Annotated in this window: 13 protein-coding genes; 6 read left to right on the forward strand and 7 right to left on the reverse strand. The window is 73.4% G+C overall.

Features of this window, described 5'->3' with window-relative positions; all coding sequences use genetic code 11:
- Window positions 1-135: 135 nt before the first annotated feature.
- The 3 genes from WMF31_RS21710 to WMF31_RS21720 form a co-directional block, all read right to left on the reverse strand.
- Window positions 136-987 carry a CheR family methyltransferase gene (locus tag WMF31_RS21710; RefSeq protein ID WP_436603781.1) on the reverse strand — a complete coding sequence of 284 codons (852 nt, stop codon included), beginning with the start codon at window positions 985-987 and terminating at the stop codon, window positions 136-138.
- On the reverse strand, window positions 984-4,148 hold the full coding sequence (locus tag WMF31_RS21715) for a response regulator (protein ID WP_436603782.1): 3,165 nt from the start codon (window positions 4,146-4,148) through the stop codon (window positions 984-986). Before WMF31_RS21715 ends, WMF31_RS21710 begins: the two co-directional genes overlap by 4 nt.
- Window positions 4,149-4,358: 210 nt before the next feature.
- A complete protein-coding gene (locus WMF31_RS21720) occupies window positions 4,359-6,224 on the reverse strand; it encodes a glycoside hydrolase family 15 protein (protein ID WP_436603783.1) in 1,866 nt (621 codons plus the stop codon).
- A gap of 431 nt (window positions 6,225-6,655) precedes the next feature.
- Between WMF31_RS21720 and WMF31_RS21725 the strand changes: the two genes are divergently transcribed.
- Window positions 6,656-7,543 carry an HPF/RaiA family ribosome-associated protein gene (locus tag WMF31_RS21725; RefSeq protein ID WP_165373210.1) on the forward strand — a complete coding sequence of 296 codons (888 nt, stop codon included), beginning with the start codon at window positions 6,656-6,658 and terminating at the stop codon, window positions 7,541-7,543.
- Between the two features lie 238 nt (window positions 7,544-7,781).
- Here the strand turns inward: WMF31_RS21725 and WMF31_RS21730 are convergent, their stop codons facing one another.
- Genes WMF31_RS21730 through WMF31_RS21745 form a run of 4 tightly spaced genes read right to left on the reverse strand, consistent with a single transcriptional unit; the run spans window position 7,782 to window position 12,040 of the window.
- Window positions 7,782-9,269 (reverse strand): amino acid permease, encoded by a 1,488-nt coding sequence (locus WMF31_RS21730; protein ID WP_436603784.1) that lies wholly within the window; start codon window positions 9,267-9,269, stop codon window positions 7,782-7,784.
- A 36-nt stretch (window positions 9,270-9,305) separates the two neighbouring features.
- Window positions 9,306-9,641 (reverse strand): hypothetical protein, encoded by a 336-nt coding sequence (locus WMF31_RS21735; protein WP_436603785.1) that lies wholly within the window; start codon window positions 9,639-9,641, stop codon window positions 9,306-9,308.
- Entirely contained in the window at window positions 9,638-10,630 is a 993-nt protein-coding gene (gene floA / locus WMF31_RS21740) for a flotillin-like protein FloA (RefSeq protein WP_129347661.1), read from the reverse strand. Before floA ends, WMF31_RS21735 begins: the two co-directional genes overlap by 4 nt.
- 6 nt (window positions 10,631-10,636) lie before the next feature.
- On the reverse strand, window positions 10,637-12,040 hold the full coding sequence (locus WMF31_RS21745; protein ID WP_436603786.1) for an NfeD family protein: 1,404 nt from the start codon (window positions 12,038-12,040) through the stop codon (window positions 10,637-10,639).
- Window positions 12,041-12,168: 128 nt separating this feature from the next.
- Between WMF31_RS21745 and WMF31_RS21750 the strand changes: the two genes are divergently transcribed.
- The 5 genes from WMF31_RS21750 to WMF31_RS21770 all read left to right on the forward strand — a co-directional run bounded on the left by WMF31_RS21750 (window position 12,169) and on the right by WMF31_RS21770 (window position 20,087).
- A complete protein-coding gene (locus WMF31_RS21750) occupies window positions 12,169-13,632 on the forward strand; it encodes an ATP-binding protein (protein WP_436603787.1) in 1,464 nt (487 codons plus the stop codon).
- Window positions 13,633-13,695: 63 nt separating this feature from the next.
- Window positions 13,696-14,718: a calcium/sodium antiporter gene (locus tag WMF31_RS21755; RefSeq protein ID WP_436603788.1), complete on the forward strand. Its 1,023-nt coding sequence runs from the start codon at window positions 13,696-13,698 to the stop codon at window positions 14,716-14,718.
- Between the two features lie 129 nt (window positions 14,719-14,847).
- On the forward strand, window positions 14,848-16,830 hold the full coding sequence (locus tag WMF31_RS21760) for a TrkH family potassium uptake protein (protein ID WP_436603789.1): 1,983 nt from the start codon (window positions 14,848-14,850) through the stop codon (window positions 16,828-16,830).
- Between the two features lie 79 nt (window positions 16,831-16,909).
- Window positions 16,910-18,976, forward strand: a complete 2,067-nt coding sequence (locus tag WMF31_RS21765; protein ID WP_436603790.1) for a TrkH family potassium uptake protein — start codon at window positions 16,910-16,912, stop codon at window positions 18,974-18,976.
- A 394-nt stretch (window positions 18,977-19,370) separates the two neighbouring features.
- A complete protein-coding gene (locus WMF31_RS21770; protein ID WP_436603791.1) occupies window positions 19,371-20,087 on the forward strand; it encodes an enoyl-CoA hydratase/isomerase family protein in 717 nt (238 codons plus the stop codon).
- Window positions 20,088-21,233 lie beyond the last annotated feature (1,146 nt).

A 21,233-nucleotide genomic window follows, 5' to 3' on the forward strand; every position in this document is an offset into this window, starting at 1 on the left:
AGCAAAGACTCCTTTTCTTGAGGGTCTCCTCCCGTCGCGCGCGCGGGCGCGTGGCGCTCGGACTCCCCCAGCTCCCCTCCTTACCTGCTCCGGTCGCCGACGGGCCCCGGGCGCGTCCGGCGCGGGCGGCCAAGGTCAGCGCCTCCGGTAAACCCGGTGCTCGGGCATGAAATCCAGGAACGCGCCGGCGTGCTCGCTGAAGCGGAGCGTCTCCCTCATCCCGAGCCCGAGGAAGCCCATGTGGACCAGGGAGTCACGGAACAGCCCGACCGCGCGGGACTGCAGCGCGCGGTTGAAATAGATGAGCACGTTCCGGCACGAGACCAGGTGAACCTCGGCGAAGACGCTGTCCGTCGCGAGGCTGTGATCCGCGAAGACCACGCGCGAGCGCAGCGAGCGATCGAACGCCACCCCGCCGTACGCGGCGGCGTAGTAGTCGGACAGGGACCGCCGCCCGCCGGACCGCTGGTAATTCGCGCTGAACGACCGCACCTGCTCGAAGGCGTACACGCCGCGCTCGGCGGAGACGAGCGCCTCCGGGTTGACGTCGGTGGCGTAGATCAACGACCGATCGAGCAGCCCCTCCTCGGCGAGGAGGATCGCCATCGAGTAGACCTCCTCGCCGGTGCTGCACCCCGCGATCCAGACCTTGATCGAGGGGTAGGTCCTGAGGTGCGGGGCCACCTGCTCCCGGATCGACAGGAAGTACGGAGGATCCCGGAACATCTCGCTGAAGGGCACGGTCAGGAGCTGGAGCACCTCGGAGAACACCCGCCGATCGCGCAGCACCCGATCCTGGACCTGAGACAGCGTGTCGCACCCGAGCGCCGTCAGCGCCTGCCTCATGCGCCGGCGCATCGACGCGAACGAATAACCCCTGAAGTCGTAGCAATATTTCGCGTGGATCGCCTCCAGGAGGAGGCGGAGCTCCAGGTCGAAATCGGCGTCTTCCACGCTGTCCGTGCTGACCGCGACGTCCGGCATCATTTGCGGATCCACACCCGGCAGAGGGACAGGAGCTTCTCGACGTCGATGGGCTTGGCCATGCAGTCGTTCGCCCCCGCCTGGAGGCATTGCTGCTGATCCTTGGGCATCGCCTTGGCCGTGAGCGCGATGATCGGCAGCCGCGCCAGCTCGGGCCGCTTGCGGAGCTCGCGGGTCGCCGTGAGCCCGTCCATCTCGGGCATCATGACATCCATCAGCACGAGATCGACCTCCTCGAGCCGGTCCATCGCCTCGAGCGCCTCGCGCCCGTTCCTGGCCACCTCCAGCCGGGCGCCGCGCGGCTCGAACACGCTGGAGAGCGCGAAGATGCTCCGCACGTCGTCCTCCACGAGCAGGATGCGGCGCCCCTCGAACACCGACTCGCGGTGGCGCGCCTCCCTCAGCATCCGCTGCCGCTCGGGCGGGAGGCTCGACTCCACCTGATGGAGGAAGAGCGTCACCTCGTCGAGCAGGCGCTCCGGCGATTTCGCGCCCTTGATGATGATCGATCGGGAATAGCGGTGGAGCCGCCGCTCCTCGTCCGGGTCGAGCACCCGCCCGGTGTAGACGATGACCGGGGGGAACGAGCACAGCTCCCCGCCGGCCATCCTCTCGAGGAGATCGTAGCCCGAGGCGTCCGGGAGCTTGAGATCGAGGATCATGCAGTCGAACGTGGCGGCGGCGAGCTGGTCGAGCGCGGCCGCCGCGGTGCCCACGGCGAGGATCTCGACGCCCTCGCCCTGGAGGAGCGCGCAGATCCCCTCCCGCGCGCCCGCGTCGTCCTCCACGACCAGGACGCGCCGCTCCTTCCGGGTGAGCCGGTCCTCGAGGTTGCGGATGGCGCGGACGAGCTCCTCCCGCTTGACCGGCTTCAGCGCGTAGCCGACGGCCCCGAGCTCCAGCGCCGTTTGCGTGCAGTCGCTGACGGAGATCACGTGGACGGGGATGTGGCGGGTCGCGGCGCCGCGCTTGAGCTGCTCGAGCAGCGCGAGCCCCGAGCCGTCCGGCAAGCCGATGTCGAGGAGAACGGCGCTCGGCGTGAGCGAGCGCGCGAGCGAGAGGCCCTCTTCCGCCGAAGGCGTGATGACGCAATCGAAATCGAGCTCGTGCGCCACGTCGTACAGGATGCGCGCGAACGCCGGGTCGTCCTCGACGACCAGGATGAGGCGGCCGTCCCGCGTCCTGTTCGACCGGTCGTCCTCGATCTCGCCCCGCGCGGCCTCCAGGGCCGCGCGGGGCCGCCCGGGCGCGGCGCTGCCGGGCGGCGGCGCCTTCTGGAACGACCCCTCTCGCCACGGCTCCTCCTGCCATGGCTCGCTCTGCGACGCGCCCCCTTGCGAGGGCCCCTTCTGCGGCGGCGCGTCGCGGTCCGGCGGCGAGGCCTGGGCGACCTCGTAAGCCGCCGGGATCACCACCCGGAAGCAGCTCCCCACGCCCGGGGCGCTCTCGAGGTCGATGTCGCCGCCCAGGAGGCGCGCGAGCTCCCGCGAGATCGTGAGCCCGAGCCCGGTCCCGCCGTACTTCCGGTTCGTGGTCCCGTCGGCCTGCCGGAACCCCTCGAAGATGACCTCGTGCTGGTCCTCGGGGATGCCGATGCCGGTGTCCCGCACCGCGAACGCGACGCGCCCGCCGCGCTCCGGCGCGACCTCCAGCACCACCCCGCCCCGCTCGGTGAACTTGAAGGCGTTCGCGAGGAGGTTCTTCAGGATCTGCTGGAGCCGCTGCACGTCGGTGTACAGCGCCCCGGGCGCGCCGGGCGCCACCTCGACGCGGAACGAGAGCTCCCTGTCGCGGGCGACCGGCGAGAAGGCCTGCTCGAGCGCGCCGGTGATCCCGAGGAGGGCGGCGGGCTCCGGCCGGACATCCACCCTGCCGGCCTCGATCTTGGAGAGATCGAGGATGTCGTTGATGAGCTCCAGGAGGTCGCTCCCGGCCGCGTGGATGGTCGCGGCGAAGCGCACCTGCTCGGGCGAGAGGTTGCCTTCCTTGTTGTCCGCGAGGAGCCGCGCGAGGATGAGGGCGCTGTTGAGCGGCGTCCTGAGCTCGTGCGACATGTTGGCGAGGAACTCGCTCTTGTACTGGTTGGCGCGGCCGAGCGCCTCGACGCTCTCCAGCATCGCCCGCTGCGCCGCGAGGAGCTCCTCCCGCTGCTTGCCGAGGGCGAGCGCGTGCTCCTCGAGCTGCACGTTCGTCTGCTCGAGCTCCGCCTGCTGGCTCTCGAGGCGGGCCTGGGCCTCGCGCATCGCCGCGGCCTGCTGCTCGAGCTCCTCGTTGCTGGCCCGCAGCTTCTCCTGCTGGACCTTGAGCTCCTCCGTCTGCTCCTGGGTCTGCGCGAGGAGCCGCTCGAGCGTCGCGCGGTACGTCGCCGAGCGGAGCGCGACGCCGAGCGGCTCGGCCACCCGCTCGAGCAGCTCGAGATCCACGCCGTGCACCGGGCGCAGGAAGCCGAGCTCGGTCGCGGCGACCACCTCGCCGTCCGCGGTGCTCGGGGCGATCACGGCGTGGCGCGGCCTGCTCGCGCCGAGCGCGGAGACCACGTTCATGTGGTGCTCCGGCAGATCCCGGAGCACGAGCGCCCGCCGGTCGCGCGCCGCCTGGCCGAGCAGCCCCTCGCCGCGGCGGAGGACGTGCTGGCGATCCAGCTCGTCCGGGCCGAGCGCCCACGCGGCGACCCGCCGGAGCGAGCCGCCGGCCTGCTCCGCGTAGAGGGCGCCCGCCCGGGCGTCGAGGTACTCGGCCAGAAAGCCCAGCGCCCGCTCGCCGATCTCGCTGACCGTGAGGTCTCCTTGCACGCGCTCGGACAGGAGGGCCCGCCCCTGCTGGAGCCAGTCCTCCCGCCGGAGGGCGAGCTGCGCGAGGATCGACCGGCGCACGAAGAACGCGGTGCTCCAGACGGCCACGAACCCGAGCACGCGGTTCACCTGCGCCACCGCGTGCCCGACGTGCCCCGGCATCGACACGAGCATGCCGGCCGCGAGCAGGGCGCTGGCCGCCCCGGCGGTGGCCAGCGGGGCGCCCGGCCTCCCGGCGTAAAGGCAGAGGCCGAACGGCACGAGGTAGAGCACCCACGACGCGATCCCGAGCGGCGTCACGAGGTCGGCGACGAACACGAGCCCGAGGAGCGCCGCGATCACGGTGGCCACGGGCCACGCCGGCCCGTCCACGAACCGGGTCAGCTCCTCGCTGTCATGATGATGCTGGATCGGCGGAATCCTCCGTGATTCCAGGGGTCCCTCCTTCCGGACTGGCCCGAAGCAGCGAAGATCGCTGCGGTGGGGCGCATCTGCGGCGAGGGTGCGCCCCCGTCCAGTGCCGGGTGTGCACATTCCGCTCCGCGCGTGTGCACGCCGGCGCCGCGCGCGGGTACCGGGCGCTCACCGCGCGCCGGCCGCGCCCTCGCCCGCGGCCCGCTGCTCGCCTCCCCCGCGCTCCGCGCGCCGGCCGAGCGCGCGCGACAGGGCCACGCCGCTGGCGATGAGCCCGACGTGGCTGAACGCCTGGGGGAAATTCCCGACGAAGGCGCCGGTCGCGGGATCGATCTGCTCCGGCAGGAGCCCGAGCGGGCTCGCGCGCGCGCAGAGCTGCCCGTAGAGCGCGAGCGCCTCGTCGATCCGCCCCTGCCCCGTGAGGTTGTCGACGAGCCAGAAGCTGCAGAGGAGGAAGGCGCCCTCGTCCGAGGTCGCGACGCCGTCGTCGTAGTCGCCGGGCAGGTACCGGTACAGGAGCCCGTCGCCCGCCCGGAGGCCGCGCGCGATCGCCTCCGTCGTGGCGATCATGCGCGGGTGGTCGGCGGGCACCACCCGGCGCAGCGGGAGCGCCAGCACGCTCGCGTCGAGCGGGCCGCCGCCGAGCGCCGCGGTGAGCGCGCCGGCGCGCGGATCCCACGCCTCCTCGAGGATCGCCCGGCGGATCTCCTCCGCCTCCTGCCGGAGCCCGGCGACGTCTCCGGGCAAGCCGTGCCGCTCGGCGAGCCGCCACGCCCGATCCAGCGCGACCTGACACAGCGCCGCGGAGTACGTGAACGGGCGCCCCACGCTGCGGACCTCCCAGACGCCGTGGTCGGGCCGTCTCCACTCGCGGGCCGCGCCGTCGAGGAGCGGCGTGAGCCGGGCCCACAGGGACGGGCGGATCTCCCCGCCGTGCGAGGCCCACTGGTAGGCGCAATCGACGATCTCGCCGAAGACGTCGTGCTGCACCTGATCGACGGCGGCGTTCCCCCACCGCACCGGCCGGGAGCCGCGATACCCCTCGAGCTCCGCGCAGATCCGCTCGGGGGGCGGCACGTCGCCGTCGAGATCGTAAAGCACCTTCGGGCGGCCGTCGCGCTCGATGGCGTCGAGCGCCCAGCCGAGGAAGCCCCACGCCTCCGCCGCGAGGCCGATGCGGCGGAACGCGTGCACCGCGAACGCGGCGTCGCGGATCCAGGCGTATCGATAGTCCCAGTTCCGCGTCCCGCCGATGACCTCCGGCAGCGACGAGGTCGGCGCGGCGAGCACGGCGCCGGACTCGAAGGAATCGAGCATCTTGAGCGTGATCGCCGAGCGGCGCACGAGCGCCCTCTCGGGCCCCTCGTACCGGATGCGCGAGGCCCAGCGGCGCCACGCCTCGGCGGTGGCCGCGAGCAGCGCCTCCGGGGGGACCCTGCGGTGCCGGTGCGCGCAACGGAAGCGGAGCGCGACGTGCAGCCGCTCGCCGGCGCGGAGCGTCACGGTCCGCTGCATCCCGGCCAGATCGACCGAGGAGGTGAGCCAGAGCTCCAGCTCGGGCCGGGCCGGGCAATGGAGGCGCAGGCCGCCCCGCGCCTCGGTCGCCGCGGCGCCGCGGTACGGCGCGATCTCGATCCGCACGTCGACGCTCCCCTCGACGACCTCGGCCAGGCGCAGCAGCTCGGCGCGCCCCGCGGGCGCGTCCTCCGTGAGATCCGCGCCGGAGCGCAACGTCAGCGCGTCGGTGACCCGGAGCAGGCCTGTCGGGCTCTGCATCTCCGTGACGAGGATGCCGGTGTCGTCGATATAGCGCTGGCCGGAGGCGACGATGACGTCGGGGGCGACGGTGAAGGCACCCCCGCGCGCCGCGTCGAGGAGCCTGCAGAAGACGGGCGGCGCGTCGAAGCGCGGGGCGCACAGCCAGACCACCGCCCCGTCGCGTCCGACGAGCGCGGCCGTGGTGCCGTCGCCGATCAGGCCGTGATCCTCGAGCGGCAGGTACCCACGCTCGGCGCGGAGCGGTGCGAGGGCCATGAGGCCTCCTTGAGGGCTGCCGCGGGGATGTCAACGGACCGGACGCCCGGGAGGTGGAGCGCATCGGGGGCTCGCCGGAGGGGCTGAAGTGCAGACGAGCCACGGATCTCCCGCGCTCGAGCGGTGATCGCCTCGCCAGACAACAAGGTGGCACGAGCCGTGCTAAGTCGTGCGAAGTCGAGCGAGGACCAGGGGCCCGCCGGGAGCGAGGCTCTTGCGAGCGGAGGCTCGAGCGCCCTGCGCCCGGATCCGCCTCGCGTGTGCAGATCCCGCCGTGTCCGGGGTGGCGGATGTGCACACGCCTCGTAGATGGATATCGAGAGCGGCGCGGGGATGCGCCTCGCGTCGCGCAACGATGGATCGTCGTGCGACACGGCAAACCGCCGAATGGACCCGTGCTCCGCGTGGAGCCACGGAGGAGGAGAATGAGGATGAGGACGAGCCCGCAGCAGAAGCCCTCGCCGCGCGCGGCGTTCCCGGGCGAGGTGGCCCGCCCGGTCAAGCGCGTGAGCGGCCGGACCCCGATCGACAGGACGCCGCTCGCCGTGCGCACGACGGGCGTCGACATCGGCCCTTCCGTGCGCGACCACGTGCGCAAGCGCCTCGGCTCCCGGCTGGGCAAGTTCGCCCTCCAGATCCAGCGCGTCAGCGTGCGTCTGATCGACGTGAACGGCCCGAAGGGCGGGGTGGACACCGCCTGCCGCATCAAGGTCGTCCTGAATGGGCTCGAGAGCGTCGTCGTCGAGGAGGTCGCGGCCGAGGCCCACGAGGCGATCGATCGCGCAGGCCACGTCGCCGAGCGCGCGGTGCGCAGCGCCCTCGGCCGCGCGCGGACGGCCGCGCCGCGGGCCGCCAGGGGGCGGCGCGCCGCGCCCCCGACCCCCCGCAGGGAGCGCGCGAGGACGAAGAGAGACAAAGCGCTCGAGGCCGGGTCCCGACGGCGCAAGCGCCGGCCGTTGCCCCCGCCCGAGGACGGCAGCCTCATCGGCCGGCGCGTCGGCCAGCGCGACGAGAACCTCGCGCGCGCGGCCGAGCGGCCCGAGAAGGAGCGGCGCGACGCGACGGTCGATACGGCACAGCCCGGCTGGAACGCGACCGACCGCCGCGCCGGGGGCAGCTCGACGGCGGCGCGGAACACGAAGCTGAGCGCCCCGCGCGCGGCCGCCGCCCTCGAGGACTCCGCCGAGGACCGCCCCTCGCGCAAGTCGACGCGCAAGAGCGAAAACCGGCAGAAGCAGGACGGCAACCTGCGACAGCGGCAGACCCGCGCGTCGAGCGCGCCGAAGACGCGGGCGGCGAGGGCCGCGGCGCGCGCCTAGCGCCAAACGCCCCCGCGGTGCCTCTCGCATTCACCAGAGGCCTCCAACGCCAACCTAGAAAGCCCGGGAACAGAAGAAGATAAACCACAGAGGCACAGGGGGCACAGAGAAGAAGAGGAGAAAGAGCTCTATTTCTCTCTCCTCTGTGTCCTCGGTGCCTCTGTGGTTATTGATCTGTGCTCGACCCGTTCGGTACTCCAGAGCACCGAAGGGATGAGCCAGTGAGGGAGCTTGTCTGTCACTTGCCCGCCGTCACCACGCTGTGCTTGCGGCTGTAGCCGAAGTAGATCGCGAACCCGAGGAGGAGCCAGGCGGCGAGGCGCAGCCAGTTCTCGGTGGGCAGCGAGAACATGAGGGCGAGACAGACCACGATCCCGAGGATCGGCGTGAGCGGATAGAGCGGCACCCGGAACGGGCGCGGCGCGTCCGGCGCCGTCCGGCGCATGATCAGGACCGCGGCGCAGACGAACGCGAACGCGAGGAGCGTCCCGATGTTGACGAGCTCCGCCAGGATCCGCAGCGGGAGGAGCGCCGAGAGGGTGGCGACCACGAACCCGGTGAGGAAGGTGGACTTCCACGGCGTCCTGAAGATCGGGTGCACCGCGCCGAAGAAGCGCTTCGGCAGGAGCCCGTCGCGGGAGATGGCGAGCAGCACGCGCGGCTGGCTGAGCATGAGCACGAGCAGCACGGAGGTGATCCCGGCGACCGCCCCGACGGAGATGATGAGCTGCGCCCACGGGAGGCCGACGCGCGCGAAGGCGTCGGAGACCGGGGCGTCGATGCTCAGCTCGGTGTAGGGCACCATGCCCGTCAGGACCGCCGTGACGGCGATGTAGAGGACGGTGCAGATGACGAGCGAGGCCACGATGCCGATGGGGAGATCGCGCTGCGGGTTCCTCGCCTCCTCGGCGTGGGTCGCGACCGAATCGAACCCGATGTAGGAGAAGAAGATGGTCGCGGCGCCGGCGAGCATCCCGAGCGGCTCTCCTCCTTTGCCGATCTCGCCGACGATCGGATGGCCGAAGAAGCCGAGCCCCCCGTACCCGAACGGCGCGAACGGCCGCCAGTTGTCCGGGTCGACGTGGAACGCGCCGACGGCGATGACGAGGAGCACGACCGCGAGCTTGATCGCGACCATCACGGCGTTGAGGGTCGCGCTCTCGCGGATGCCCTTGAGCAGGATGATCGTGATCGCGGTCGTCACGAGGATGGCGGGGAGATCGAGGATCGACCCCGTGGACACGAGCTCGCCGAGCGCCGGGTCGTAGTCGAACGGCGCGCTCCTGAGCTCTCTCGGCAGCTCCACCCCGAAGATCCCGATGAAGTCCTGGAAATAATGGGACCACCCGTGCGCCACGGCGGCGGCGCCGACGGCGTACTCGAGGACGAGATCCCACCCGATGATCCAGGCCGGCAGCTCGCCGAGCGTCGCGTATGCGTACGTGTAGGCCGAGCCCGCGACCGGCACCATCGCCGCGAACTCCGCGTAACAGAGGGCCGCGAACACGCAGGCCATCCCCGCGACCACGAAGGACAGCATCAGCGCGGGACCTGCCTTGTCGTGCGCGGCCTGACCGGTGAGTACGAAGATGCCTGTCCCGACGATGGCGCCTATCCCGAGGCTCGTGAGCTGCAGCGGCCCGAGGGCGCGCTGGAGGCGGTGCTCCCCCTCCAGCTCCTTGTGCAGGACCGACACCGGTTTGCGGACGAATAGCCGGCTCGCCATGCGGTGTGCAGGCTCTGCGGCCCGGCCCTCGGCGCGTCAAGCCAGGGGCACGTCGCGGTCCGACGGGCGGTCCAGGATCGCCGCCAGCACGACGGCGCGGCGCAGGCTGCCCCGGTCGCGGAGCGCCCGCGTGAGCTCCGCGGCGCGCGGCGCGGAGCCGTCCGCCGGCGACGCCGGGGGGCGCGCCGGGAGCGGCGGCGCCGCGGGCGGGGGCCGCGCGACGGGCGGCGCGCCGCGAGGCTCGCGCCCGCCGCGCGGGGCCTCCGCGAAGGCCTCGTGCCGCGCGCGCGCCCGGCCGATCGCCGCGCCGAGCCACGAGATCAGCGCGAACAGCAGGAAGAGCGCGAGCAGCAGCAGATCCGCCGCGGTCACGGGGGCCCGCCCCGCGGGCGGGGCCCCGCCGTGGTCCCGTCGGCGCCGCCCATGTCCGACGCGATGGCGTCGCGCATGTCGGTGTCCGCCTGGACGTTCTTCAGCCGGTGATAGTCCATGATCCCGAGGTTGCCCCGGCGGAACGCGTCGGCCATGGCGCGCGGCACCTCGGCCTCGGCCTCGACGACCCGCGCCCGCATCTCCTGCTCCAGCGCGACCGCCATCGCGCGCCGCTCCTCCGCCTTGGCCTGGGCGATCTGCTTGTCGGCGTTCGCCTGGTCGATCTGCAGCTTGGCGCCGATGTTCGCGCCGACGTCGACGTCCGCGATGTCGATGGAGAGGATCTCGTAGGCCGTCCCGGCGTCGAGCCCCCGCTCGAGGATGTTCTTCGAGATGTGATCGGGGTTCTCGAGCACCTCCTTATGCGAGGCCGCCGAGCCGATGGTGCTCACCATCCCCTCCCCCACGCGGGCGATGATCGTCTGCTCCCCGGCCCCGCCCACGAGCCGATCGATGTTGGTCCTGACCGTCACGCGGGAGACGGCGATGAGCTGGATGCCGTCCTTCGCGACCGCCGCGACGCGGGCCGTCTCGATGACCTTCGGGATCACGGACATCTTCACCGCCTCGAGCACGTCGCGGCCGGCCAGATCGATGGCCGCGGCGCGCTTGAACGGCATCGGGATGTTCGCCTTGTCCGCCGAGATCAGGGCGTTGACCACGCGCACCACGTCGCCGCCCGCGAGGTAGTGCGCCTCGAGGTCGTTGACGGCGATGTCGAGCCCCGCCTTGACGGCGCTGATGTGCGCCGTGACCACCGTGCCCGGCGGCACGCGCCGGAAGCGCATCCCGATGAGCGTGAACAGCCCGACGTACGCGCCCGACGCCCAGGCCGCGATCCAGAGCGGGATCGGGATCAGGTACAGCCCGACGAACATCGCCGCGAGCAGCAAGAAGACGAGCCCGAGCAGGCCCAGATCGACCCCCATGTGACGTCACCCCCCCTCCCCATCCGGCGCCGCGCGGCGCACGACGACGCGGTTGCCCTCGATGCGGATCACCTCGACCGCCTCACCGGGCCCGATGTACTCGGCCTCCGACACCACATCGACCCGCGCTCCCCCGAGGCGGGCGATCCCGGCCGGCCGGAGCGGCGTGGTGGCCAGGCCGCGCTCGCCCACGCGCGGCCCCGTCGCCCGGGCCGGCCCGCCAGCCGGCCCGCCAGGGGCGACGTCCGGGCCGAGGCTCGTGGCCAGGATCAGGCGCCGCGCGGCCGGGACCCGCGGCAGGAAGCGCAGCGCGACGAGGGCGCCGGCCAGCGCCAGCGCGAGGGAGAGCGCGACCTGGGCGACCGCCTCCACGACGCGCTCGGGGGTCACGCCCGCGCCGACGAGGCTCAGGCTCAGGCCGGCGATCAGCGCGACCGCGCCGGCGATGCCGGCGACGCCGAACCCGGGGATCACGAGGACCTCGAGGGCGAGGAGCACGGCGCCGAGGGCGGCGAGCGCGATCTCCTCCCAGCCGACGAGCGCGAGCAGCCACTGCGCCCAGAAGAACAGGACCAGGCAGGCGGCGCCCACGAGGCCCGGGATGCCGAACCCCGGCGTGCGCAGCTCGACGAGCAGGCCCATGATCCCGAGGCTCAAGAGGAGCGAGCTCACCACGGGCTGCGTCAGGAACCGGAGCGCGCGCTCGGCCCAGCTCGGCGAGGCGTGGCGGATCTCCGCCCCCTCGAGGCCGAGCCACGAGAGCGCGGCGCCGAGATCGTCCGCCCGGGCGTCGGCGACGCCGAACTCCAGCGCCTCGGCGGTCGTGAGCGTGAGCAGCTTCCCCGGGCCCACGACCCCCTCGACCACGACGTCCTCGTCCACCATCGCCTCGGCGAGCTCCGGCGGGCGCCCGCGGCGCTCGGCGGTCGCGCGGAACTCCTTGCGGACGTAGGAGGTCGCCTTCTCCCCGGCGGGCTCCGCGCCCTCCGGCCCGGCGAGCACGGGCGCCGCCGCGCCGAGGGTCGCGCCCTCGGCCATCAGGATGCGCTCCGCGGCGAGCGCGAGGAGCGCGCCCGCCGAGATCGCCCGCGGATCGACGAGGGCGACGGTGCGGAGCGGGGTCGCGAGCAGCGCGTCCCGGAGGACGATGGCCGCGTCGACGCGCCCGCCGAGCGTGTTGATGGGCAGGATGAGCGCGCTCGCCCCGGCCTCCTCGGCCTCGGCGATGGCCCGCTCCACGAAGGCCGACAGCCCGGCGTTGATCTCGCCCTGGATCGGGGCGACGTGGACCGTCGGCGCGGCCCCGGCGCGCGCCGACGAGGCCAGGGCGAGGAGCGCGGAGGCGAGCGCGAGCGCGTACGCAATCCAGCGCGAAAGCCGCGCGCGAAGGCGCCCTCCCGTCAGCGACACGCGTCCATTCCTCCCCGGGAGACCTAGAGCGGCGATCGCCCCGGCGGAAGGGCGGCCCTGGAGACACGCCTGCGACGCCCGGGCGAGGACCATTGCGCGCGGCGTGGCCGGGAGCCAATCGCAGGATCATGGGACGATCCGAAGGCGAGCGCCCGGGCAGGCTCCTCGGCGCGCGGCCGTGGAGCCTGAGCGCGCTCCTCGGGGCGGCCACGCTCCTCCTCACGGGCGTGGGCGTCGTGGTCGCCGCCGCGCTCATGAGCGCCTCGACGACCATGCAACAGGCCACCCGGATCCTCGGCGACGCGATCGAGAGCGTCCGCATCGTGGAGAGGCTCGAGGTCGATCTCCTGCTCGACGCGCAGAAGCGCGGCCGCGCGGTGATCGACGCCGATCACGGGGGGCTCGCCCCCTCCCACGCCGCGTGGGAGCAGGGCCTGCGGCGCGGCCTCGCGGAGGCTCGCCGCCAGGTGAACAGCCCGGAAGAAGGCGAGATCCTCGCGGAGGCGGAGCGGCGCGTCGGCGCGTACCTCTCGCGGCGCCGGTCCGCCGGGCCGCGCGCGCTCCCGCCGGCGCACGACGAGGTCGATCCCACCCTCGACGACGCGTTCGCGGCCCTCGACCGCCTGGTCGAGATCAACCTCGATCAGGCCCGCGCGTCGCGGGCGCTCGTGGAGCGCCTCGGCCGGCGCACGAGCGCCGCCGGCGTCGCGGCGGCCCTGTTCTTCATCGCGGGCGCGTCCACGGTCCTCCTCTGCGCGCGGCGGCTCATCTACCGCCCCGTCGTCGCGCTCCAGCGGGCCATCGGGCGGTACGGCGCCGGCGACCGCGCCGCGCGCGCGCCGCTCGTCGGGCCGCGCGAGCTCGGCGACATCGCGCGGACCTTCAACGAGACGGCGGAGTCGCTGGAGCGGCAGCGCGAGGCGCACTTCGCGTTCCTCGGCGGCGTGGCCCACGACCTCCGGAACCCCCTCTCGGCGCTCCGGATGTCCGTGAGCTTCCTCGACCCCGAGAGGCCCCTCCCGGAGGCGCGCCTGCGCCGGACGATGGCGCTCGTCGGGCGCCAGGTCGATCGCCTGGAGCGCATGGTCGGGGATCTCGTCGACGCGGCGCAGCTCGAGGCGCGCAAGCTCGAGCTGCGGATCGACGAGCACGACCTGTGCGCGCTCGCCCAGGAGGCGGTGGAGCTCTACGGCCCCGCATCATCGGGGCACAGGATCGAGCTCTCGCTCCCCGGCGCGCCGGTGCTCGTCCGCTGCGACGCGACCCGGATCGAGCAGGTGCTGAACAACCTCGTGTCGAACGCGCTGAAGTACTCCCCCGAAGGCGGTCGGGTCGACGTGGCGGTCCGCGACGCCGGGGGCTGCGCCGAGATCGCCGTCCGCGATGAGGGGATCGGGATCGAGGCCGCGGATCTGGCGCGCATCTTCGAGCCGTTCCGGCGCCTCGAGGCCTCGGCGCGCGCCGTCCCGGGCGCGGGCCTCGGGCTCGCCGTGGCGAAGCGCATCGTCGAGGCGCACGGGGGCCGGCTCCTCGTCGAGAGCCGGCCCGGCGCCGGCTCGGTCTTCCGGATCGAGCTGCCGCGCTCGCCCTGACGGGCGGCGCGCCTCCGCGTTTTCTGGCGCTGCGCGGCGGCGCGCACGCGGTAGGGTGCGCCCGTGCTCCTTCACGCGGCGCAGCTCGTCCTGGGTGCGGTCTCTCTCTATTTCGGCGCCGAGTGGCTGGTCAAGGGCGCGTCGGGCCTGGCGCTCTCGCTCGGCCTGCGGCCGCTCGTCGTGGGGCTCACGGTGGTCGCGTACGGCACGTCGGCCCCGGAGCTGATCGTGAGCCTCGCGGCCGTGCTCGAGGGCCGGGGCGCCGTCGCGCTCGGCAACGCCGTCGGCTCGAACATCGCCAACCTCGGGCTCATCCTCGGGGTGACCGCGCTCATCTCCCCGCCGCGCGTGGCCGGCGGCCTGATCTGGCGGGAGGTCCCGTTCCTCGTGGGCACGGCCGCCCTGGTGCCGCTCCTGCTCCTCGACGGCGGCGTCGACCGCCTGGAGGGGGCGCTCCTGTGCGCCGCGTCGATCGGGTACACGGTGTGGGTCATCCGGAGCGCCCGGGCGAGCGCGGCCGGCGCCGCCGCGGCCGGGGCGCGCCCGCCCGAGCCGTCCCCGGACGAGCGCGACGCGTTCGAGGCCGCCCGCGAGATGGAGGTCGACGCCGAGCGGGCCGGCGCGCCTGGCGGGCGCGGCACGCTGCGCCTCGCGCTGATCGCGGCGGTGGGCCTCGGCCTCCTGGTGGTCGGCGGCAAGGTGTTCGTCGACGGCGCCGTGGGCGTGGCGCTCCGCGCGGGCATGAGCGAGCGGGTGGTGGGGCTGACCATCGTCGCGGTGGGCACCTCGCTCCCGGAGCTCGCGACCAGCCTGATCGCGGCCGCGCGCGGGCACGCCGACATCGCGGTCGGCAACGTGGTCGGCTCGAACATCTTCAATGTGCTGCTCATCCTCGGCGGCGCCGCGCTGGCGCGGCCGCTCGCAGGCTCCCCCGGCGCCATGGCCGTCGACCTCATCGCCCTCGGCGGGGTGACGGCGTTCGCGGCGGTCGCGATGCGGACCGAGCGATCGATCCGCCGGGCCGAGGGCGCCGCGCTGCTCACGATGTACACGGCCTTCCTCGCCGCGCTGGTCCTCGCCGGCTGACGGCCGGCGCGCCGCGCGCCCCTGATCACCACCGTCGTTCGCGAGGGAGGCTCGGTCCGCGCCCTGCGCGCCTCGTGCGCGGGCAAGGCGGACGTTGACACCGCCCGGCGCGGGCGCGTGAATGCAGCGGTGGATCCCCCGCCGCTACCGCCCTCCCGGCCGAGCGCGCCGCGCGACGGCCCGGACAACAGCCCGGCCGAGCGGCCTCCGCTGACGCTCGCCGCGCTGGTCGCGTCCCAGAGGCCCGCGCCCGCCGGCCCCGCCGGGGCCGCCGACCCCGCCTCGGTCGTCGCGGCGGCCCGGAAGTACCCCGGATGGCTGCGCTTCGCGTGGCTGAAGCCTGTCCCCTTGCTGGCCGGCAGCGCCGTGCTCCTGGCGTTCGACCTGGCCTTCGCGATCCACCCCCGGATCTCGGCCGCGCTGACCGCGGTGGAGACGCTGCTCGTGCCGGTGTGGCTCACGGTCCTGATCGTGCTCCTCTGGCGCCCCCTGCGCGCCGGCGCCAGGACCGAGGTCAAGCGAGCCGGCCCCGTCGTCTTCCTGCTCACGGCCTGCCTGCTGCTCGCGTGCATCGGCGAGAAATGGCTCCTGCTCAGGCACGCGGCCGAGCTCGGGCCGCTGGCCGAGGGCGCGGACGCCGGGGCCCGGGGTGTCGTGCTCTACCGCACGTACACCGTGCTCGCGTTCATCCTGGCCAACGGCGCCCTGCTCGGGCGCCGGCCGGTCGAGCGGCTGTTCGCCACCGCCGCCGATCACCCGGCGCGGCTCATGATGGTGTCGTTCGGGGTCGCCGCGCTGCTCGGCAGCTTCCTGCTCACCCTGCCCCAGTCGCTCCGGAACATCGCCGACGCCTCGTTCGTCGACGGCCTGTTCATGGCCACCAGCGCGGTGTGCGTCACCGGGCTCGCCGTGCACAACCTCGCCGAGACGTACACGCCGTTCGGTCAGGCGGTCCTGCTCCTGCTGATCCAGATCGGCGGGCTCGGGATCATGGTGCTCTCGACGTTCTTCGCCATCCTCGCCGGCAGGAGGCTGCGGCTCCGCGACGCGGCCGTGATGGCCGAGATGATCGACGCCGAGTCGTTCGCGCGCCTCCGCCGCAACGTCGCCGCCATCGTCCTGTTCACGCTGGGCATCGAGGCGGTGGGCGCGCTCGCCCTGCTGATCAGCTTCGTTCCCCACCACGAGATCGCCTCCGGGCCCGTCGCGGGCGTGCCGCTCTCCGGCGCCGGCGATCACCTCTGGGCGGCCGTGTTCCACGCGGTCAGCGCGTTCTGCAACGCGGGCTTCTCGCTGTTCCGGGAGGGGCTCGTCCCGATGGTCGGCTCGCCCGCGGTCTCCCTCGTGGTCACGGCGCTCGTGGTCCTCGGCGGCCTGGGCTTCCCGGTGCACGACGAGCTCCTGCGCCAGGCCCGCCTCCGGCTGCGCGGGGAGCGCCCGCCGCGGATGTCGCTGCACAGCCGGGTCGTCCTGATCACGACCGCGGTGCTGCTCGCGCTCGGGACCGCCGGCTTCCTCGTGCTCGAGGCGGGCCGGTCGATGGCGGGGCTGTCGTGGCCGGTCAAGGTGCTGGCGAGCCTCTTCCAGTCGGCGATGACGCGGACCGCGGGGTTCAACACGATCGACTTCGCCCTGATGGGGCCGGCGACGTGGATGTTCACCTGCATCCTGATGCTCATCGGCGGGGCGCCGGGCTCGACCGCCGGCGGGCTCAAGGTCACGACGGTCGCGGCGCTGTTCGCGACGCTGCGCGCGGAGCTGCGCGGCGAGGAGGCGCCGCACCTGCTCGGCCGGGCGCTCCCGGCGGGGACGGTGCGCCGCGCGATGGGGGTCGCGTTCCTCATGGTGGCGCTCGTCGCGGGGTTCCTGTTCGTGCTGCTCGTGCTGGAGCCGCTGGACCCGATGGGCCTCGCCCTGGAGACGGTCAGCGCGTTCGCCACGGTCGGGCTGTCGGCCAACGTCACGCCGTCGCTGGGCGCGCCGGGGAAGCTGGTCGTCACGCTGGCGATGTTCATCGGCCGCATCGGGCCGCTGACCCTGGCGCTGGCGCTCGCGAACCAGGCCAGCGCGCGGAGCTACAGGCTACCCGAGGAGCGCGTCGGGATCGGGTGAGCGTCCTGGCGCGGCGCTGAGGGTGGCGGCGCTCAGGGTGGACGTTGACACCGCCCGGCGCGGGCGCGTGAATGCACGGGTGGATCCCTCGCCGCTACCGTCCTCCCGGCCGAGCGCGCCGCGCGCCGATCCGAACAGCGACCCGGCCGAGCAGCCCCCGCTGACGCTCGCCACGCTGGTCGCATCCCAGGCGCCCGCGTCCGCCGGCCCCGGCTCGAGCGTCGGCCCCGCGTCGAGCGCCGGCACCGCGTCGAGCGCCGGCACCGCGTCGAGCGCCGGCACCGCCGGGGCCGTCGACCCCGCCTCGGTCGTCGCGGCGGCCCGGAAGTACCCCGGATGGCTGCGCTTCGCGTGGCTGAAGCCCGTTCCCTTGCTGGCCGGCAGCGCCGTGCTCCTGGCGTTCGACCTGGCCTTCGCGATCCACCCCCGGATCTCGGCCACGCTGACCGCGGTGGAGACGCTGCTCGTGCCGGTGTGGCTCACGGCCCTGATCGTGCTCCTCTGGCGCCCCCTGCGCGCCGGCGCCAGGACCGAGGTCAAGCGAGCCCGCCCCCTCGTCTTCCTGCTGACGACCTGCTTGCTGCTCGCGTGCATCGGCGAGAAGTGGCTCCTGCTCAGGCACGCGGCCGAGCTCGGGCCGCTGGCCGATGAGGGCGCGCCGGGCGCGGACGCCGGGGCCCGGGGTGTCGTGCTCTACCGCACGTACACCGTGCTCGCGTTCGTCCTGGCCAACGGCGCCCTGCTCGGGCGCCGGCCGGTCGAGCGGCTGTTCGCCACCGCCGCCGATCACCCGGCGCGGCTCATGATGGTGTCGTTCGGGGTCGCCGCGCTGCTCGGCAGCTTCCTGCTCACCCTGCCCCAGGCGCTCCGGGACATCACCGACGCCTCGTTCGTCGACGGCCTGTTCATGGCCACCAGCGCGGTGTGCGTCACCGGGCTCGCCGTGCACAACCTCGCCGAGACGTACACGCCGTTCGGCCAGGCGGTCCTGCTCCTGCTGGTCCAGATCGGCGGGCTCGGGATCATGGTGCTCTCGACGTTCTTCGCCATCCTCGCCGGCAGGAGGCTGCGGCTCCGCGACGCGGCCGTGATGGCCGAGATGATCGACGCCGAGTCGTTCGCGCGCCTCCGCCGCAACGTCGCCGCCATCGTCGTCTACACGCTCTGCGTCGAGGCGGTGGGCGCGCTCGTCCTCTTGATCAGCTTCGTTCCCCACCACGAGATCGCCTCCGGGCCCGTCGCGGGCGTGCCGCTCTCCGGCGCCGGCGACCACCTCTGGGCGGCCGTGTTCCACGCGGTCAGCGCGTTCTGCAACTCGGGCTTCTCGCTGTTCCGGGAGGGGCTCGTCCCGATGGTCGGCTCGCCCGCGATCTGCCTCGTCATCGCGTCGCTCGTGATCCTCGGCGGCCTCGGCTTCCCGGTGCACGATGAGCTCCTGCGCCAGGCCCGCCTCCGGCTGCGCGGGGAGCGGGCGCCGCGGATGTCGCTGCACAGCCGGGTCGTCCTGGTCGTGACCGCGGTGCTGCTCGCGCTCGGGACCGCCGGCTTCCTGGTGCTCGAGGCGGGCCGGTCGATGGCGGGGCTGTCGTGGCCGGTCAAGGTGCTGGCGAGCTTCTTCCACTCGGTGATGACGCGGACCGCGGGGTTCAACACGGTCGACCTCGCCCTGATGGGGCCGGCGACGTGGATGTTCGTCTGCATGCTGAGCATCATCGGCGGGGCGCCGGGCTCGACCGCCGGCGGGCTCAAGGTCACGACGGTCGCGACGCTGTTCGCGACGCTGCGCGCCGAGCTGCGCGGCGAGGAGGCGCCGCACCTGCTCGGCCGGGCGCTCCCGGCGGGGACGGTGCGCCGCGCGATGGGGGTCGCGTTTCTCATGGTGGTGCTCGTCGCGGGGTTCCTGTTCGTGATGCTCATGCTGGAGCCGCAGAACCCGATGGGCCTCGCGCTGGAGACGGTGGGCGCGCTCGGCACGGCCGGGATGTCGGCCAACGTCACGCCGTCGCTGAGCGCGCCGGGGAAGCTGGTCGTCACGCTGGCGATGTTCATCGGCCGCATCGGGCCGCTGACCCTGGCGCTGGCGCTCGCGAACCAGACCAGCGCGCGGAGCTACAGGCTGCCCGAGGAGCGCGTCGGGATCGGGTGAGCGCGCCGGGTGGAGCTGGGTGGAGCCGGGCAGGAGACGCTGCGGTGAGGTATTCCTGGGCTGCCCGGCCCCCGGCGAGGGGGTTCGCCCTTCCGATTCAGACACGGCCCGTCCCCCACCCCGCGTGGCGAACACCCGATCATGGCGCCGCCAGCGGAGGGCTGCAGATCGACCAGGTAGAACGCCGCCACGAGCCTCCACATCGGCCAGACCGCCCCTTCGACGTGGCGAAGGCGCTTGTCTACAACGAGAGGCCCGGAGAGCGGGCGACCACGGGGAGCAGCGGCCCCCTCGCCCCCCGGCTGGCGACGGCCGGCTCCGCGCGGACGGGGCGTCGGATCGCCGCCCGGCGCGCAATCTTGCGCCGTGATCGGCGCTGCGCGATGCTCCCGCCATGCAGTGCATCGAGGTGCTCACCCGCGACGGCATGGCCGAGGTCACGCTGAACCGACCCAAGGTCAATGCCATGAATCAGGCCCTGCTCCGCGAGATGGCCGGCGTCTTCGAGCGGCTCGCGGGGGACGATGCCGTGAGCGGCGTCCTCGTCCGCGGCGCCGGACAGTGCCTGTCCGCGGGGCTCGATCTCCGCGAGCTCGCGTCGATCGATCGCGAGCGGCTCTCGGGCTTCCTCGACGATTTCGACGCCGCCTTCGGCGCCGCGTTCCGCTTCCCGAAGCCGCTCGCCGCCGCCGTGCACGGCCACGCGATCGCGGGCGGCATGCTCCTCGCGATGTGCGCCGATCACATCGCGCTCGGCGACGGCGACTACAAGCTCGGGCTCCCCGAGCTCGCCGTGGGGATCCCGTTTCCGCGCGTCGCCTTCGAGATCGTCCGCGCCGCCTCGCCCCCCCGCGCCTTCCGGAAGCTCATGTTCGGGGCGGAGCTCCATTCCCCCGCGGAGGTGTTCGAGATGGGCATCGGCGACGCGCTCGCGGCCGATCCGCTCGACGACGCGCGCCGCTTCCTCGCCAAGGCGTGCGGCCGCCCCTCCGCGGCGTTCCGCTCCGTCAAGGCGAGCCACCGCAGGGAGGCGTGGGAGCGGATCGCGGCGTCGCCCCCCTCCGAGCGGGAGGCCCTGATTGACGCGCTCCGCTCCGCCAGGTACGGCTGAGCCGCGCCGCTCGCGGCAAGAGCGCCCGCGTTCCTGGGCCCTGCGAACCCTCGACCTGCGCGGGCGAGAAGACTTGACCTGCGCGCGGGCGAGGAGACCGCAAGGACGCGGCCGTGATCCTCAAGCTCGTCCGGTGGCTGGCCGCCTGGCGTCGCCCCCGGAGATCGCCTTCAGCAACAAGAACACTGCCAGGGTCCTGGCGAGGATCGATTCGGTCTCGCTCCCCGGACATCGATGAGCGCCGCGGACCCGGTTTGCGTCCATGAGCGAGAAGACCGCGAGGGACGCAAGGGACGCAACGAGGAACAGAACACATCCTTTGAGCTCACCTGACCAGGCCATCGCCGCGGTGGCCGCCCCCGCGACGACGGACCGTGGACGGCTCAGGACAACGCGCTTTCGGTTCACGATGAAGGCCCCACCCTTCATGCCATTTCCCTCGTTCCCTTGCGGTCCTCTCCTCTTGTCCTCCTTGCCCGCGCGGTCGCCCTCATCGACGCTGCTTGACGCGCTCGACGCCCCCCCGAGACGTGACCGCCGGCGCTCCACGCGCGCCGGGCCCGGTGCAAACCGCCCTTCGCACCGCCCTTCGCGCGTCCCGCGGCCCGTGCGCGCTCGTCAGGCGCCTCACCAGCGAGCGCATCCGTGCCGCGCCGAGCGACCGTGGGAGACGAGCGGTGCCCCGGCGCCGGCGTGCTCTAACCGCGGCCGGATCGAGACATCCCTCCACATCGATCCTGCGTATCCACAAAATTTGCTCGGGGCGCGACGCGCCTTCGGCCGACTTGCGACCTCTCGAGCCAGGCTCCGGACTGCCCGCCTCGGGCCTATCGCCCATGAAGCAGCGCCTGCACAGCACCCCGACCACATGTCCCTTCACGCAAAAATCCGTACGTCCCGCTTGACCTTCATTCCTTGAATATGTGAAATCAGATGCGCTGCGAATAGCCTCGCATCGCAGACCGCCACCCTGCCACGGCCTCGATGGGCTCACGCGTCGAGGCGTGGAGATCCATGCGCTCCAGCACGGCTCCCGTGCCGATCGCGCTCATGAGACATCGGGGTGCGACGGTGTCACCGGCTTGGTCGGCCTGGAGGTCACTCCGGAGCTCTCGGGACGGGTATCGCGCAACCATTGCGCGATAC

This window comes from Sorangium sp. So ce1036 (genome assembly GCF_051369805.1).
GTDB lineage: Bacteria > Myxococcota_A > Polyangia > Polyangiales > Polyangiaceae > Sorangium > Sorangium cellulosum_F.

Bases quoted from the DNA above. Each gene is read 5' to 3' on its own strand.
- WMF31_RS21710 (WP_436603781.1), bottom strand. From the start codon at position 987: ATGATGCCGGACGTCGCGGTCAGCACGGACAGCGTGGAAGACGCCGAT.
- WMF31_RS21720 (WP_436603783.1), bottom strand. From the start codon at position 6,224: ATGGCCCTCGCACCGCTCCGCGCCGAGCGTGGGTACCTGCCGCTCGAG.
- WMF31_RS21725 (WP_165373210.1), top strand. From the start codon at position 6,656: ATGAGGACGAGCCCGCAGCAGAAGCCCTCGCCGCGCGCGGCGTTCCCG.
- WMF31_RS21730 (WP_436603784.1), bottom strand. From the start codon at position 9,269: ATGGCGAGCCGGCTATTCGTCCGCAAACCGGTGTCGGTCCTGCACAAG.
- floA (WP_129347661.1), bottom strand. From the start codon at position 10,630: ATGGGGGTCGATCTGGGCCTGCTCGGGCTCGTCTTCTTGCTGCTCGCG.
- WMF31_RS21750 (WP_436603787.1), top strand. From the start codon at position 12,169: ATGGGACGATCCGAAGGCGAGCGCCCGGGCAGGCTCCTCGGCGCGCGG.
- WMF31_RS21770 (WP_436603791.1), top strand. From the start codon at position 19,371: ATGCAGTGCATCGAGGTGCTCACCCGCGACGGCATGGCCGAGGTCACG.